A 16333-nucleotide genomic window follows, 5' to 3' on the forward strand; every position below is an offset into this window, starting at 1 on the left:
AAGGGCATAGATTCGACTGTGGTCCATTCACGCGCGGGGGAATAGAAGCGAAGAAGACTCTAGAATCATTGAAAACCACCACGACGAGACTGGCCGGACTCACCCGAGGTGGGTTGGCTGGTATTTACCACGTAGGCATGGACAAGCTTCGGTGGGTAAACGGTCCTGAACACGGCGTGCCATTTTTGCGAAGCGCAGATATCCTTCGGGCAGACCTCACAAATCAGCCGTATATCTCGCTAACTCAAGTTCGTAACAATCCCCTTTTTACATGCCCTGAGGGAAGCACGCTCGTCACGCGCTCAGGGACAGTCGGGCGCATGGCGTACTGCCGCGCAAGTATGGCGTCACTGGCGATGTCCCAAGATGTCTTGAAGATTGTTGCTGACACAGATAGAATTGCCAGCGGTTACCTTTATGCATTCCTTTCGTCCAAGTACGGTGTTCCGATGGTTGTTAGCGGGACATTCGGGTCGATAATTGTACACATCGAAGCCGAAAACATCGCGAACCTCCCAGTTCCGCGGTTTGACAAGCGGATTGAGACTGACGCGCATGAGCTGATCGACGAAGCCGCTAGGCTGCGAGATGAAGCTGCTGGGTCGCGATTGAGTGCCATCAATTACGTTCAAAAACTGCTCAGATGGAATGCCGCTCCGGCAACGAACATCACGCAGATCTCTGCCTCCACACTTGAGCGCCGCATGGACGCATTCCACCATACGCCGAGAGTTGTCGAAGCGAGAGAGTCATTCAATCGGTCGGGAGCTGAACGACTCGGGAACAGGGTTGAGTCGGTTTTTGAACCAAATCGCGGTTCGCGCTTGAAGGTTGATGATCCGTCATTCGGAGTTCCTTTTCTTTCCTCATCCGAGGTTTTCCGACTCGATCCCACTGGGGAATATTCAATTTCAACACGGAGAACACCTCACCTCGATAAGCTGATAGTATCCGAGAGGGACCTGCTAATTCCACGCAGTGGACAGCTAGGTGGAATTATCGGTCGCGCTGAACTGCCGCTCCCAACATACTACGGGCATGCAGCATCCGAGCACCTAGTTCGAGTGAGGTGCAAATCGAAAGAAGATGCGTTCTTCCTTTGGGCGGTCCTTGCGTCTGAACCGGGCTACCTCGCAACGATCGGAACGGCATTCGGATCTTCCATTCCCAGCCTCGACTGCGAGCTGCTCGCTGACCTGAAGGTGCCTTGGTTCGACAATGCGAAACGTAGCCACCTTTGCGGGCTGGTTGGGTCTGCTGTGCATGCACATACGCGTGCTATCCACGCCGAGCGCACCGCCGTACGGATTGTAGAAGACGCAATCGAAGGCGGGGCGAACTGATGGCCACGGTGATCCCCATCGGCGAGCCAGTAAACGAGGCCGAACGCCAGGCTATCGCTTTCCTGCGTGATCACCTGCCAACGAGCTACGTTATCCTACACAACTTCGAGGTGCCCCGCGACGACGAAGCCTTCGAGGTCGATATCGCGATTATCGCGCCGCATGCCGTCTACCTCGTAGACGTCAAGGGCACCCGCGGGCTGATCGATGTCTACGGACCCAAATGGTATCCGGAGGGGCGACAGCCGTTCAGTTCGCCGCTCGCCAAGCTGCGCGGGCACGCGCGCGCCATCAAAGGCGTCATCACAGGCAGCCAACCAGGCCGCCGAGACCTCGAGGACATTTATGTCGACGCGGTTGTCGTGCTTACGGCTCTCGACGCGACGCTCGTGGACCAAGGAGGCCGCGATGCGCAGAACGTCACGACGCTGAAAAAGGCGGCGGCGTTCTTCCAGAATACCACGCGCCTCCCTGCAGGCAGGTCGAAGAACATCGGCGCGCACCACAAGATCGTAATGAAGGCGATCCAGGGCGTGGCGAAGGCGCGCTCCGGTCCGCTGCGTTTCGGAAGCTGGCAGGTCACCGAGAGGCTCGGAGGCACCGACAGCTACGTCGAATACCGTGCGTTTAATGCCTATGCCGGGCAGAAGGCGACCGGGCTCATTCGGGCATATCAGGCCGACCCGTACAAGCCACAAGCGGAACGCGAGAAGCAACGCCTGCTTATCTCGAACGCGTATCGCGCTCTCAGTTCGATGCCCGGGCACCCCAGCATCGTCGCCGTACGGGACTTCTTCCCGAGCGAAGCGGAGGATCGGTACTTCCTCGTCACCGAGGACACTCCCGGACAAGCATTGCGCCTCCATATCGAAAAGCCAACGCTTGCACTTACGTTCGACCAGAAGATACGGATTGCCGAAGACCTCCTGAATGCGCTTGAGCATCTTGAGGCGCATAAGGTCGTCCATCGTAACATCTCGCCGTCGAACATCCTTGTCGGTAGCGACGGCCGCATCCGCCTCACCGGATTCGACTTCGCGCGGCCAGGCGCCGACTACAGCCGAACCATCGCGCAAGAGATCGTCGACGACCTCGAGCCGAAATACATGGCCCCAGAGATTCATGGCGAGCCAGGGGCGGCATCATCCTTCTCTGACATCTTCAGCGTCGGCCTAGTGCTTTATGAGCTCTTTGTGGGCGAGCCTCCCTTCAAGACCACCATGGAGCTCTTTGAGCAAAAGGCCGTGTTTGCCGTAAAGCCCAGTGAGCTGCGCCCCGATCTCCCACAGAGCTTTGACGCGTGGCTCCAGCAGCTCTGCACCTTCGAGCCCAGCAAGCGTCCGGCAGCTGAATGGGCCTTAAGCGAGTTGACGTCCCTCCTCGACGAGGGCGTCGCATCGGCGCAGGTGCAAAATGCCTCCCCTTCTTCGGCGGAACGGGAACCCGATGCGCCAGAACTGGATTATGCAAACCTGCAGGCGCAGACACAGCTCACCGCTAAATACGTCATTGAGAGGCGACTAGGGAAACCAGGGTCGTTCGGCGTTGCTTACAAGGTAATCGACACGCTTGGCGACGTTTCCCGTGCGATGAAGCTGGTCCTGCGCGACCGCGTCTCAACGGTCGAGCGGCTCAAGAAGGAATATAGGACACTTCTTCAAATCCCCGAGCACGCAAACGTGGTGAAGGTGATAGACGCCGACTTCATTCCAGGCGGTCCGCCCTTCATCGTCTTCGAGTTCATCGATGGCTTTGACGTCGGAGAGATGATCGAGAATAGCGCGCTCACCCGCGAGGACGCGTTGGAACTCGGGCGGCACGTGGCGTGTGGCCTCGAACATTTGCATGAGCACGGGGTCTTCCACTGCGACATCAAGCCTCGCAACCTTCTTTGGACTGGGCGTGGAACCAAGATCATCGACTTCAACGTTTCCGTGGCGGCCAAGGATGAGGAGCGTCGTGGCGGCGGCTCGCGTCGCTACCTGCCCCCGGACCTTGATCTCGACGCGATCCCGTCCGCGAGCGATCTTGCAGACCGCGACCTCTACGCGCTTGGCCTCACTCTCTTCGAGGCGGTAACCGGACGCTACCCATGGGACGCGCAAATTCCGCTGCCGGGCGTGCCAGCGAGTGATCCGCGCGAGTTCTCGAACCTTAGCGATCTCGCGCCTGAGCTCGTAGATGTCATGCTCAAGGCCATCGCGCCGAAGCGCGCCGAGCGTTTCGCAGCCGCTCGGGACCTGCGGTGCGCTCTTGCAAATGTCCCCGCCGCGCGGCGTGCCCCCCAGCCCGTCACGCGATCATTGACGCTCCGGGGCGTTGGCAGCATCGCCGGATCGGGCGTGCCGGTCCCGCCGAACACCAACCCGTACGTCCGTCACCTGTTGACGGTTTACAGCCAGAGCAAGCAAAACAATTCCGGCACACGCGGTCTCGACGTTATCAGCGAGCAGACCTACGTCGAGACCGCACTCGATCGCGACCTCATACCGTCCGTGCTGTCGGGCGAGTTCTCGCTCGTAATCATCTCGGGCAACGCCGGTGACGGAAAGACGGCATTCCTCCAAAAGCTCGAGCGCCGCGCGGCGGACGAGCGGGCCGCCGTCGACGATTCGTTGCCGAACGGTGCACGCTTTGAGCTGCGTGGACGCACGTTCCTGTCGAACTACGACGGCAGCCAGGACGAGGGCGCACAAAAGAACGACGATGTCCTTCGTGCCTTCCTCGCTCCGTTCAAAGGGAATGACTCGACCAAATGGCGTGCGCCAAAGGAGACGCGCCTCATCGCCATCAATGAGGGGCGCCTCGTCGACTTCCTCGAGGCGAACCGCGCCCACTTCGCCGCGCTCGGGACATTCGTGAAAGAGGGGCTTCGCACGGGCGAGCCCGCCGAGGGCGTCGCAGTCGTGAACCTCAACCTTCGCAGCGTGGTAACCGACCTTACGGGCTTCGACGGTTCGATCTTTGAGCGACTGCTACGTCGCATGACGCACGAGACGTTCTGGGAGCCGTGCCAAGGCTGCGACCTAAAGGACCGTTGCTACGCCTTTCACAACGCCCAGACGATCCAGGATGAGACGGCGGGCCCGCATGTCATCGAGCGGATCAAGAACATCTATTCGGTCACTCATCTGCGCGGCCGGCTCCATATCACGCTGCGCGACTTGCGCTCCGCGCTCGCGTTCATGCTCGTCGGCACGCACGACTGTGACGGCATTCACGAGCTTTACCGGACAGGACAACGCGACGAGATAGTTCAGGGGTATTACTTCAACAGCTGGAGAGGCGGAGACTCGCCGAACGCGGACCGTCTCCTCGCGTTGCTGTCCGAGATTGACGTCGCGGAAGCAGACGATCCGCGCCTCGACCGCGCGCTTGACTTTGTCTCGCCGACCGAGGACCGGACGCTCTTCCGCTTCGAACGGCGCGGCAACTATGACCGCGAGATCCTCCGCAGCCTTTACGACGAGCTTCCGCGCGACGTTTCAGGCCGGGCGAGCAGCCACCGCGCGAAGGCTCACAGGCGCTTCGTCGCGATGGCCCGACGACGCACGTTCTTCGAGCGCCGCGACGCGGGCTGGCGCTCCATGCTGCCATACAAGATGGCCGATGAGCTGCTTTCCATCGTGCGAGGTGACCGCTTGCCGGAGGGCTTGCTCGATTCGCTGCTCGTCGCCATCAATCGTGGCGAAGGGTTCACGAGGCCTGAACGCATCGGCAATCACGTCGCACTCGAGGTGCGGCAGGTCGAAGGCGGCAGCATTCGTTCTTATCGGCTCTACCATCGCGAGCGCTTCTCGCTGGCTCTCGCCGACCAGGCTTCGCGCTCTCGCTTCGTTGAGCATATGCCGACGGGCCTCGTGCTTCGCTACGAGGACAAGGCTGGGCTCAATGCCGAACTCATCATCTCGCTAGACGTCTACGAGATGCTCAAGCGCCTAAACGAGGGCTACCGACCCAGCGTGGAGGAGGAACAGGGTCACTACCTGAGCCTCGCCGTCTTCAAGAACCTGCTCGGCTCTGCGCCTTATCAGGAGGTAATGCTTAGCACGTCTGGCCATGACTTCTACCGCATCACGCGGCACGCAGACGGTCGCCTTGAGATGACTCGCGCAGACGGGGGAACGGTCTGATGTCCTTGTCCAAGCGAGATCGCGAGTTCCGTCTGCCTAAGATCAGCTACTTCGACTTCAAGCACCTTGAGATGGACCGCGTGCTCACCGCGTTTTTCGCACGGCTCGCACACAACGGCTTCCCGAGCCGCCTACGACGCAAGGTGGAACTAACCGTCGAAAGCTTCGTCGAGGAATTCATGGAGCACCCGGAGTGGTTTACGGGGTTCCAGGCGCACCCTGATGTCCTCGCACGCTGGGTAGAAACACATCTACTTGACGTCGTGAATCGAGGGAAGCCGACCCAGGCGGTGGCCGCCCCGAGGCCGTTGCATGGTTTTACTTACCGCTTCCGCAACCCTAAGCACTCGCGTGACTACGGTGCCGCGCAGCACCTCTTCGAAACGCTATATGGCGCTCGGAATGGCGCCGGACAGAAAGCGATCGAGCACCTCAACCACTTCTTTTTCCAGGGCCACGATAAGGTCACCGGGAGGTCCGACGCCTCGGCCGCCCTCGACGTCGAGACGCAGGCACTCCTACGGCTGCTGGATCAGGTCGAGGATGCGCCGGACACGAGTTCCGGCCGCGAGAGTTTCGCGCCGCTGTGCGTAGGCGCTGCAGACCTGCTCGCCGAGGACACCCAGCGCCTGCTATTCTACCAGCGCTTCATCCCGCGCTCGGTGATGGTCGAGTACCTGAAGGTGCTCATCGCCTTCCACCTCGGGCTTTATCACCTGCGGCTCCTGAAGCTTTTGCCTGCGTTAGTGCACCGCAAAGGCGCAGACCCGACGTGCGCGACCGGCGCATGCCCGATGAACCCGAAAAGCGCCGAGAACCCTTTCGGCGACTGCCCTTATCGCTTGGGCATGGTCGTCGACGTCGCAGGCCAACCTGGCACGCCGATGGCGGCGCTCGCGCAACGCAGCGCCGACACCCACTATCGGCGCATCCCGACCTTTGTGCGCGCCTATTTCGCGACGAAGAAGCTCGACGAGTTCGCGACCGACCTCGTTCGTCGTGGCAAACTACCGAAGCCGGCGGGCGGTGAGTTCTCGGTGGGAGAGGTTCTGCAACTCCTCGATGCGCCGCTGAAGGCCGAGCGCGAGAAGTTCTTTGGTCAGCGCATATCGAGTCTTGTGGAGGAGACGTCGGGCGCAAAAGACGCCGTGCTCGATCCAGAGTTGAAGGCGGTCACGGAGATGGGGCTATCCGAGTTCGACGCCTACATCGAGATGATCGTCGCCCTTCGCGGCCGGTTTCATCGCCAGTACATCGTCGAGTGCCTCGACTCGCTACTTCTCAAAAACCGGCCCGGCGCCGCTCTCGCACAGGGCAGAACGAAGAACGCGCCTCGCCGCTTCGTCCTCGATAGCCGGCTCTTAGAGGTGCTGCTTCAGATCGCCGTAATGAAGCCGGGCGGCACTGCCGGCTTCCACACGGGCGAGCTGCGGATCGACGAGCTGCTGATGTTCTTGCGAGAGCGTTACGGCATCTTCATCGATCAACTGCCTAGAGGTGATGGCTTCTTGACGACGAGCATCAACGACCGCCTTGCGCTTCGCAATAACACCAGCGCTTTCATCGGACGACTCCGCGAAGTCGGCTTCTACCAAGACCTCTCCGATGCGTACGTCACGCAGACCATCACACCGAGGTATCGCATCGCCGCCGATGATACGGCTGCGGGAGGTCGGCCTTGAGCGCGGGATTCCAGGAACTTTCTCCGACGCAACTTACGGTCGAACTTGAGAACGTCGCCGTGCCACTGCTCGTGGAGCAGCTTCGCTCGCGCGAGGCAGGGCACTGCATGCGTATTGGTGACCTCGACGTCCAATTGATGATTCGTCTCTGCGCCCGCCTACGCGCCGAGTTGCCGAGCACTATGGTTGTCGTACTCACTAATGGCACGCTGCCTATCCCTGCCGAATTCTCGGTAACAAGTACCAAGCTCGTCGAGCTGCGGAACCCACACGCCGACGGCACACAGCGTCAGCCACTCCTCGTGTTCGTCCCGAGCGAAGTGCGCGCCTCGGCCGAGGACTCCTTCGGCGTCGCGACGTTTGAGGAGGTCTCGATTATCGGGCTCTATGAGATGCTCATTCAGCGGCTCATCGGCGAGATCACGCCGGTTCTGCGCGGGGCCGTTCAAGAATCCCTGCGGCAGCTCCGTGACTCCGAGAGCCCGTGGACCTTCGCGGATGCGCTCTCGACGACGCGTTTCCTGCTGACGGCGAAGGTCAACGGCAACGACGCCGAGGCCATCGGCGCCTCGCTCTACGAAATTGGGCTCGTGCCCGATTTCGAGTGGCTAGCGCCGCCGGAAAAGGCACCGCACCGCCTGTTTCGCAACCGCGAGTGCGTCGAGAAGCTTACCTGGTCTCCGCGGTCTGAGCGAGGACGTGTTGGGGAGTTGGGCATCGTTAAGCGCGCAGTCCGCAACTGCCTCGGCAACTTCCTCGCGGAGACGGGCACCGACGACCCACGGCAGTGGGCGCGCCGTATTGTCGTCGACCGAGCGCTCTGGCCCCTTGCCTTCAACAAATGGGAGTTCGAGGACGGCGGCATTCAGCCGGACGCGGTTTTCATTGGCGAAGTACAGACAGACCTTCCGATCGTCGACGACGATGAGACCAAGGAGCCTCTCGCACAACTCATCGGGCAGCGGATCCTGCCGGTCAGCAGCCTGAAGAAATTCAACGTCGCCTTCCGGGTCGAACCGCATCCGACGAGGGTGCAGGGCCTCGCCAAATTCGTCGCTCAGGTCATCTCGAAGGAACACGGCCCCATAGGCCTCGTACGCAGCAAGGCCGCATGGAAGACCGCGACCGACAGGGCGACCATCTCTTTCTTGGCGCTGAACAAGATCGAGTGGGAGGAAGGCTGGCACTTCGTTCGCGTGCTCGCGCAGACTGAGAGCGGAGATTTCATCCCTCTCGTCGATTTGAATGGCCTCGCCGTGGCGTGGAGCGCGGACACTGAATCGGCGCTGCCTGGCCCGAACGAGAGCGACCTCTTCTACGTCCTACCCGACGCTGAGGTTGTGATCGAGCCTGTGCAACGAGCGGTTCCTCGTGAGCTAAGTGCACTGCACGCTCTCTTTCGCGCGCAGTTCACCGCTATCCTCGATGACCGTGACCCGACGGCCGTCGTATTCGGGCATGCCGCCTGGGCAGAGAAGACGAAGGGCCATGTCTCGGGTGCGGAGATGCTCGAGGTGAAGCTTGGACGCGAAGGCTCGGTACACGTCCCAGTCTCGCGCACGCTCAAGAGCATCGAGCAGAAGATCCTCACCGCGCCGGATGGCCCAATCAGTTGGCGCATTCCGCTGAACCTCGGCGTGCCCGGCACGAGCACGGGCGAGGTAACCGGCTGGCCGTTGGGACTCGCTTCCGAGCGCTTCCTCGGGGCACGCGGCCGCTACTTCGAAGCGGTACGGTGCGGCACTTCGGAGCTCATCACTCAGGGTATCGACGCTGGTGCCCAGTCGGACCTCGCGAGAGACTACGCCGAGGCGTACCTTGAGCTGCTCGCCGATCTCATGCAGCGGGCGGAGGGCACCGCGAAGAGTGACTCGCAGCGCGCCTTCTCCGACCTGCGTAAGGTGCTCGCGCTCGACTCAGTGCTCCTTTCCATCGTCGACTACCGTGGCCGCCGCCGCGACGCGGTCCTCGTTGCCCCTACGCACCCGCTCAGGGCGCTTTGGTTCGCCGCGTGGGCAAAACTCGGCGCCCAGTGGGTTGCGGCGGCACGGACCGCGCCACGCGAGTATGTGGTCCCGACGCGCGAAGCCCTCCTGCGACTTCTGTCGCCGACGAGCTTCCCGCCGGTTATCCCCACGGAGGCCGGACACGTCCTGACCGCAGTCGACAGCATCAACCCGTTCTGGACGCTGTTCGCGGCGTCGAACGAAGAGGATCCACGCGGGCTCATCGGCGAGGTGTGCATCGCGCTCGCCCTGCCGGAGCCGGCCATTGGCGGCGCGCTCATCGATGGCTCGTACCTCGCGTCACGTGTCCGCCGCTACCTGGTGCAGCACCCCTATGTTCGCACACTCACCATCAACGCCTTCAACCCTGGCCGCGCGGGCGTCCTCGGCGACATGCTCATCGAACTGCAGAAGGAGTCGGCGTTTGCCGACCTCCGCTACGACATCCGGCTCTTCGTGCCCGATCCCGACGCGCCGGGCATCGGCGAGGGGATCGCGACGCTGCTGACGACCGACGGCGGAACCGCCGCGCGTGAAACGGACGCGTTCTCCATCCCAGCCGAGACGCACCTCCATCCGAAGCTGCGCCTCGCGGTGCGCGCTACAAAGGACTTTCGCAGCAGCCCCGAGACGCACTCAGCGCACCTGTCGCTGCTCTTCGATGTGTTCCCGGCCGAGGAAGTGGCCGCACGCAAGGCCGACCCGCGCCACGCGACCGCCTTCCTCCACGGCCTCGTGCAGGAGTTCGCGACCGAGTACCACGAGGACGAGTTGACCGTTGCGTGGCGGCGCCAGCCTCGCCATAGCGTGGCGAAGCCGATCGAGAATGCCGACGAGCTTTCCGATCTGCTTGGCAGCCTTGCCGCCGCGATGTCGAGTGCTACGGCCACAATCGCCACAGGCCAGAGCGGCGTCGACCTGCGGCCCGTGGTAAGCCTCGCGCTCGGCCCCGATGACCGCGCGCTCCTGCATCAGGTCCACGAGGTGAGCGACTGGGTGTTCACCCTCGATCGGAACCTCGGCATCGAATTCTTCGACCACGGCGGTCACGTAACGCGCCCCGATTACCTCATCGACCACTCGCCAGATATGGCGAGTACGCTGGGACACAGGCTCGTGATCACTTCGCGCTCGGTCGCAGAGCTCGAAGCGCTGCTGCGCCCGGTGCTCGAGCAATATGGGCTCCAGGCCGACGGGGGCCACGCCGTGGTGCTGCTCGATCAGCTCCGCTCCCTTTCGGGGCGGCTTGCGCTGAAGCTCATCTCATCCCCGACGCAACGTGCAGAAGCCCTCGGCCTCGCGCTCTCGCGTCTCTACTTGGAACACCAGGGCGTCTTCGAGAACCAGGTCGTCGTGCCGCTAGACGCGCACATCGAACTCTATCGCGTGCTGAAGGCACAGGCAAACGAGCTGGGCGACGAGGTCAGCTTCAGGCGCACGGACCTCGGGCTCTTCGACCTCGATATCACCAGGCGTACGATCACGTGCCGCCTCGTCGAGGTGAAGTGCTATTCGGGCGTTGGCGACCTCGCGAAATATAACGTGCTCAAGTCGACTATTGCGGAGCAGATTGGCCAGAGCGAGCAGGTGCTGGCGCACCACTACGACCCCCAGCGCACGCCAGAGGATCGCCCAGACCGCGCGTTCAAGACGCGCGAACTCGCGCTGCTCCTAGAGTTCTACTTGGAGCGCGCGGAGCGCTATGGCGCCATCAGCCGCGAAGCTGCAGACGAGGCTCGTTACTTTGTCCACACCCTCGATGACGGTTACCAGCTCACCTTCACCCGAAGCGCGCTTATCTTCGACTTCGCCAAGCCCGGCACCGAGCCGCCAGATAGTGAGAGCGGCATCGAGTACCACCGCATCGGAATCGACCTCATTCGACAGCTCGTTGAAGCTGCCGCGCCGGACGCCGAGACGTCGGCGAGCATTAGCTCCAGCTCCGGGACCGGCGGTCCAAGCGGTGGCCCGCCTCCACGAGGCGTCAGTGAAGTTCGCCGCCGCCGCGAGCGTGCGCCCTCTGTGCCAACCCTCAACGTGGCAGCCTTCCTCGGCTCGCCGCGCGACCATTCGGTGTCGTGGGAGGAGTTGGGCGACAACCATCCCAATGTCCGGCCGCCGTCGCCGACATCCGCCGCTCCCCAGCCCGCGCCCGCCGTGTCGGCCCTAGAGCGCCGGAGTGAGTCGGATGCTCTCCTCGCAGCGCTTCCTAAAGTGGCTCCTACCGCCGATGTGGCGCCCGTGTCGGCGTCTCCCGAGCGGCCGGCAACGCAGGTGCCACAGGCTGATCCTAGCGCCAAGCCGAAGCCAGCGCCCTCCGTCGCTTACGACATAATGCTTGGCGTCACTGGCGACTCGCCCCAGTACGGTCTCCTCGGCGACGTCTCAGGGCGGCGCGTCGCAATCGATCTCAACGAGACTCATACTATCAGCCTCTTCGGTGTCCAGGGGGGCGGCAAGAGCTACACGCTCGGAACAATCGCCGAGATGGCTTCGCTACATATCCCGAACATCAACGTCCTTCCCCGGCCGCTCGCGACGGTCATCTTCCACTACAGCCCGACGATGGACTACCGGCCGGAGTTCACTTCGATGGTCGCACCGAACAGCGAGGCGGCTCAAGTGAAGGCGTTGAAGGAGACCTTCGGCGCCGAGCCGTGCTCGCTCGCTGACGTCCTGCTTCTGGCGCCTGCAGACAAGCTTGAGGAACGCAAGCGGGAGTACCCGGGCATTGAGATCCTCCCGCTGAAATTCAGTGCCGCGGAGCTGCAGACGACCCACTGGCGCTTCCTCATGGGCGCCGTCGGCAACCAAGCGACCTACATTCGTCAGCTTAACCGTTTGATGAAGTCGCTGCGTGACGACCTCACACTCGAGGGGTTGAACCGGGGAATCGAAGCCTCATCGTTGCCGGACCACCTGAAGGATATGGCGAAGATACGGCTCGAACTCGCGAGCGAGTACATCGACGACTCGGTTCGCCTGAAAGACGAGATCCGACCCGGTCGCCTAATCATCGTCGACCTCCGCGACGAGTTCATCGAGAAAGACGAGGCACTCGGCCTCTTCGTTGTGCTCCTAGAGCTCTTCGCTGACGCGAAGTATCGCGACGAGACGGGGGTCGAGCGCTCGTTCAACAAGCTCGTCGTATTCGATGAGGCCCACAAATACATCGAGAGCCCTGACCTCGTCGCTGGACTGATCGAAGTCGTTCGCGAGATGCGCCACAAGGGCACAAGCATCATGGTCGCCAGCCAAGATCCGCCATCGGTGCCTGTCTCGCTCATCGAGCTCTCGAGCCAGATCATCCTTCACAAGTTCAACTCGCCAGCTTGGCTCAAGCACCTGCAAAAGGCCAACGCCGCCCTCGGCTCGCTGACGCCCGAGAAGATGTCGAATCTTAGGCCAGGGGAAGCATATGTCTGGTCAAGTAAGGCTACCGACGAGTCCTTCGTCCGAGGGGTTGTAAAAATTCGATGCAGACCAAGGGCCACGCAGCACGGAGGTGGAACGAAGACTGCTGTTTCTACCTCGTAGCCGAGTGAAGTTGGCGGTCGAGTTACGACTGTCTTCACTGGATCACTTCACTATCATCCCTAGAGTATCCGTTATGCGCAAGGCGCTTTTTCGGCCCAATCCCGTCATCGCGCAACAAGGCATTGGCGAGGACGATCTTTCTGCGCATGACGGCGGTGATGGGAGAACGGGTGACTACCGGCGCTCATGCGAAGCAGCTAGAAGTCGCGCTGAGGGCGGGGGCGACACTTGATGCCCCCTGTTGACGAGGACGTCAAATAGGGAATACGGCACATCCTTTTCCAAACGGTTCTGTCGCAAAATCGATTTATACTTTCATATACTAACGACCCTCTGATATCAAACTCCTATCGAATCAATCGGTTAAGTCCGCCGAAAATGTGTGAATCGGCCTTGAAAAAGGCCTTTACTTGAAATTTGCGACAGAGCCCTCTGCGTTGCCCATCATTTTTCGCAACGATTATGTGGATGCGCTTCATTGGCGTGCGCAAGCTTACAATGCGAAAGGTGACTACGATCGCGCCATCGCCGATTTAGACATAGCGATTCCACTTAGCGAATTCAGACCACTCTTTGAGCTCCGCGGACTCGCATACAGTAGGAAAGGTCTAAATGACCGCGCCATCGCAGATTTTGACCACCTCATCCAGCTTGATCCGCATTGGCCCGATGTCTATTACTACCGAGGCGTCGCCCATGAAGCGGCGGGGCACCTGACGCTTGCCAGGACGGATTTGCGCAAGCAAGTGGAAGTCTATGGAAAAGAAGATTGGGGGCAGGTCGAAGAGGAAACCAAGGGTGCCTTAGCTCGGGTCGAGCTCAAGCTTTCTAAAAGTGGCGCCGCCTCTCCTTCTACGAACGTTACTTCGGCCGCACCTTCCGTGGCTTCTTCGACGCCAGCGACATTTCTCGCATCATCTTCCTCAGCCCAAAAGCGCGTCGCTTTGGTTATCGGCAACGGCTCCTACAAGACGGTTGCGCAGCTGCCCAACCCGCCGCGCGACGCGGCGGCGATAGGGGAATTGTTCCGTTCGGCGGGCTTCCAAAATGTCGCCGTCGAAACCAATGTCGGCGTCGAAGCGATGCGGAAAGCCTTGCGCAGCTGTCGATTGGCACTCCAAGGTGGGACTCGCCCATTTTATGATTTCAATGAGATAGCTGAGACTGCAGTGCCCACCCGGGCAGTCCAATTGAGACTGGCGAAGACATTTTGAGCACTCAAAATGAAACTCGTCGACCGGTCGATCGACCGAGGCATGTTCGAGAGCGATGCGGCTTCGCCCAAGAAAATTCGGGGCACTGCGATACCCTTTCATTCGAGACTCAGACCGCTAAAATCTCGCATGAAATGCCGCAAATCGGACCATTCATCCAGAGTCCCGGATTGAACTGCCAATTGACACCAGCCCCCGCCGTCCACAGCCGATCGGTGTGGCACGGCCGCACCGCTTACGATAGACAAGACTCGGGTCGACGCCGGCCGCCCGTGCGATTTCCACGACGTTAGCCCCCGGAGCCGCGGCCGCAAGGGCCAATCGCTCCTTCTCGGCGAGAGAGTGCTTGCGACGTCGCTCGACCGACGTGATGACCTCGATGCGATCCATGGCTCTCTGTGACTATCCTGTGGCTAGTCACAGTGTCTTACCCAACGCGCTGATTCGTAAGGGGGCCGCTGCCGGACGAATACGATCGACAGCCCAATGGCGCGTATCTATTCAGCGACGCGGAAAACGTTCTGAAGGGAGTTCGAGATCTTCGAAACCACGTGATCGACAGCCTCGATCTCAGAATCTGTCGGCCTGACCAGGAGGGGCATCAACCGTAAGCATCCGGCGTGGGCCGCAGGCGGGATAGGCTGAAGCGTCAGGCGCCGGCGCGTGACTTCAGGTCTTTGTGGATTTCGATGAGCTCGACGAGAGTTTCGATGCCGAAGTCGGTGAATGCGAGAACGCCGTTGTCGGGATACATCTAAAAACGAGAACCAATTCCGGGATAATTCAATGGGTTGCCGAGCAGGAAAAATTTGAGAATATACATGTGAACCGAGAAAACCGAACGCCCGGTTACGCTTAATTCGAGAATTGGCCTCCCAAACATTGGCCGCGGATGCGCCGGGAAAATGGACATCAATAACGAGAATTTCCGGCCGGCACTTTTCCTCCGCACAGTCGGCCGACCGTTGTATTTCAGGCGCTTCGATCAGATCGCACTGGTAGCTCTCGGAGCGCGGACGCTTCTCAATTTGGATGTCCGGGAACGAAGTTCTCCCTCGAAATTCTCAAATAAGACGCCCAAAGGCCTGCCGAACCGTGATTTTCTCACAATAGGATGTATCCCGACAATCAGGTGCTGATCTCAAGCCACCGCAAGCTGCTTCGGTCAAGAGCCGTGGTTGTGAGTGTTGCGGAAACATCAGGACGATGATTCCGGCAGGCATTGCCAGGAGCCATTTTGGCGGGGTTTGCGTCACTTTACGTGCAGATGGCTGTTTCGAACGGAAGCATTCGAGCTCGCAGCAGTTCAATGCCTGCGCATCCCTACATGGCGCGCTTTAACGTTTTGAGACGATTGATTTGCCCCTCGGCCTAGCCGCTGCTTCCAATGTTCTACGATGGCGTTCCTGACAGCGTCGATATCTCGGCTCAACATTCGCGCAAATTGCTGCATAAGGCGCACCCCGGAATGCTTCGCCTCATGAAGCCAGTCATTGAGCTTATCAGGATTTTTGCCGCGCAGAATGCTTCAGAAGCGCATCGCGAGTTGGCGCAGGATGACGAAGCTGGGCGAGGCGCGCTTCAAAACGATGACCTTGGCGTTCTCGGCGGGCGTTAATCGCCGTGTCGGCTTCATGCAGAGAGAAGCGGCGACCACAGGAGAGATTTGCCAGCCGGTCGCCGGATCGACTGCCGGGAACTCAATGAATTTTCAATGTTGCTTCTCTGGCTGCTTCCTTTGGACGCCGCCGGCGCGCCATGTCGTTAAAAGGCGCTCGAGATTTGGGGACGCCCGGCAACGCGGCTGACGCGGGTCGTGTGTCGCTCGATGCTTTCGCGCAAGTTTTGCAACAAATGAAAGCGATCCGCGACTTGTCGGGCTTGCGGCGCTCCCTGCCGAACGCCCTGTGCGTAAAGATCGCAGCGGTCGCGGCTAACGACTTCGATTTCAGAATGTTGCTTGACCCAATCCGCAGTCTCTTTGGCGGAGCGAATTTCGAGCACGTCTGCAACGATCCGACGTTCAAGATCGACAATGATCGTTCCGTATTTGAAGCCTTTGCGCCAGCTCCAATCATCAATCGCGATCGCGCGCAGAGGAGCGCCGTCGCGACGTTCAGCTGCATGACGTTTGAGCTGCCGCAGAATTGCATTGTCACTGACGGGCATCGCTAGCCGCGCCAACAACTTCTCGCTTGTCCTGCCGCGAGCGGCGTGGCCGAACAACCTCACGAGGTCGATAACACGCTGCGTTTTTCGTGCAAAGGGAAAAGCTGTCGTCAGCCAGGGCGATCGGGTGAAGAAATAGGTGACAAGACGCGTCTGAGCTGAATCTCTCGGCATCCTCTGATTCGATCTTTGGGGGATTGCGATGGACGCGAGCGGACGCGACTTCGAGGCTCTGGCCGAGACGACGGC

8 protein-coding genes are annotated in these 16333 nt (G+C 60.7%); 6 read left to right on the top strand and 2 right to left on the bottom strand.

Annotated elements, in window-relative coordinates; all coding sequences use genetic code 11:
* Positions 1-356 precede the first annotated feature (356 nt).
* The 5 genes from Mspo_RS15325 to Mspo_RS15345 all read left to right on the top strand — a co-directional run bounded on the left by Mspo_RS15325 (position 357) and on the right by Mspo_RS15345 (position 13915).
* The gene (locus tag Mspo_RS15325; protein WP_159731221.1) at positions 357-1343 is read left to right on the top strand and encodes a hypothetical protein; all 987 of its coding nucleotides are present in this window, start codon (positions 357-359) and stop codon (positions 1341-1343) included.
* Positions 1343-5476, top strand: a complete 4134-nt coding sequence (locus Mspo_RS15330; protein WP_159731223.1) for a protein kinase — start codon at positions 1343-1345, stop codon at positions 5474-5476. Before Mspo_RS15325 ends, Mspo_RS15330 begins: the two co-directional genes overlap by 1 nt.
* Entirely contained in the window at positions 5476-7158 is a 1683-nt protein-coding gene (locus tag Mspo_RS15335; RefSeq protein ID WP_159731225.1) for a hypothetical protein, read from the top strand. Before Mspo_RS15330 ends, Mspo_RS15335 begins: the two co-directional genes overlap by 1 nt.
* A complete protein-coding gene (locus tag Mspo_RS15340) occupies positions 7155-12701 on the top strand; it encodes an ATP-binding protein (protein WP_159731227.1) in 5547 nt (1848 codons plus the stop codon). Before Mspo_RS15335 ends, Mspo_RS15340 begins: the two co-directional genes overlap by 4 nt.
* Before the next feature lie 437 nt (positions 12702-13138).
* On the top strand, positions 13139-13915 hold the full coding sequence (locus Mspo_RS15345; protein WP_159731229.1) for a caspase family protein: 777 nt from the start codon (positions 13139-13141) through the stop codon (positions 13913-13915).
* A gap of 1306 nt (positions 13916-15221) precedes the next feature.
* Here Mspo_RS15345 and Mspo_RS20300 read toward each other — a convergent pair.
* Positions 15222-15368 carry a hypothetical protein gene (locus Mspo_RS20300; RefSeq protein WP_368854813.1) on the bottom strand — a complete coding sequence of 49 codons (147 nt, stop codon included), beginning with the start codon at positions 15366-15368 and terminating at the stop codon, positions 15222-15224.
* Between Mspo_RS20300 and Mspo_RS19625 the strand changes: the two genes are divergently transcribed.
* Positions 15303-15533, top strand: a complete 231-nt coding sequence (locus tag Mspo_RS19625; RefSeq protein WP_201281721.1) for a hypothetical protein — start codon at positions 15303-15305, stop codon at positions 15531-15533. The genes Mspo_RS20300 and Mspo_RS19625 overlap by 66 nt on opposite strands.
* Positions 15534-15679: 146 nt before the next feature.
* Here Mspo_RS19625 and Mspo_RS15360 read toward each other — a convergent pair.
* Positions 15680-16333 (bottom strand): transposase (locus tag Mspo_RS15360; RefSeq protein ID WP_210252813.1); only part of this gene is annotated, 654 nt, incomplete at its 5' end.

The sequence above is a fragment of the Methylosinus sp. Ce-a6 genome (assembly GCF_009811655.1).
Lineage (GTDB): Bacteria > Pseudomonadota > Alphaproteobacteria > Rhizobiales > Beijerinckiaceae > Methylosinus.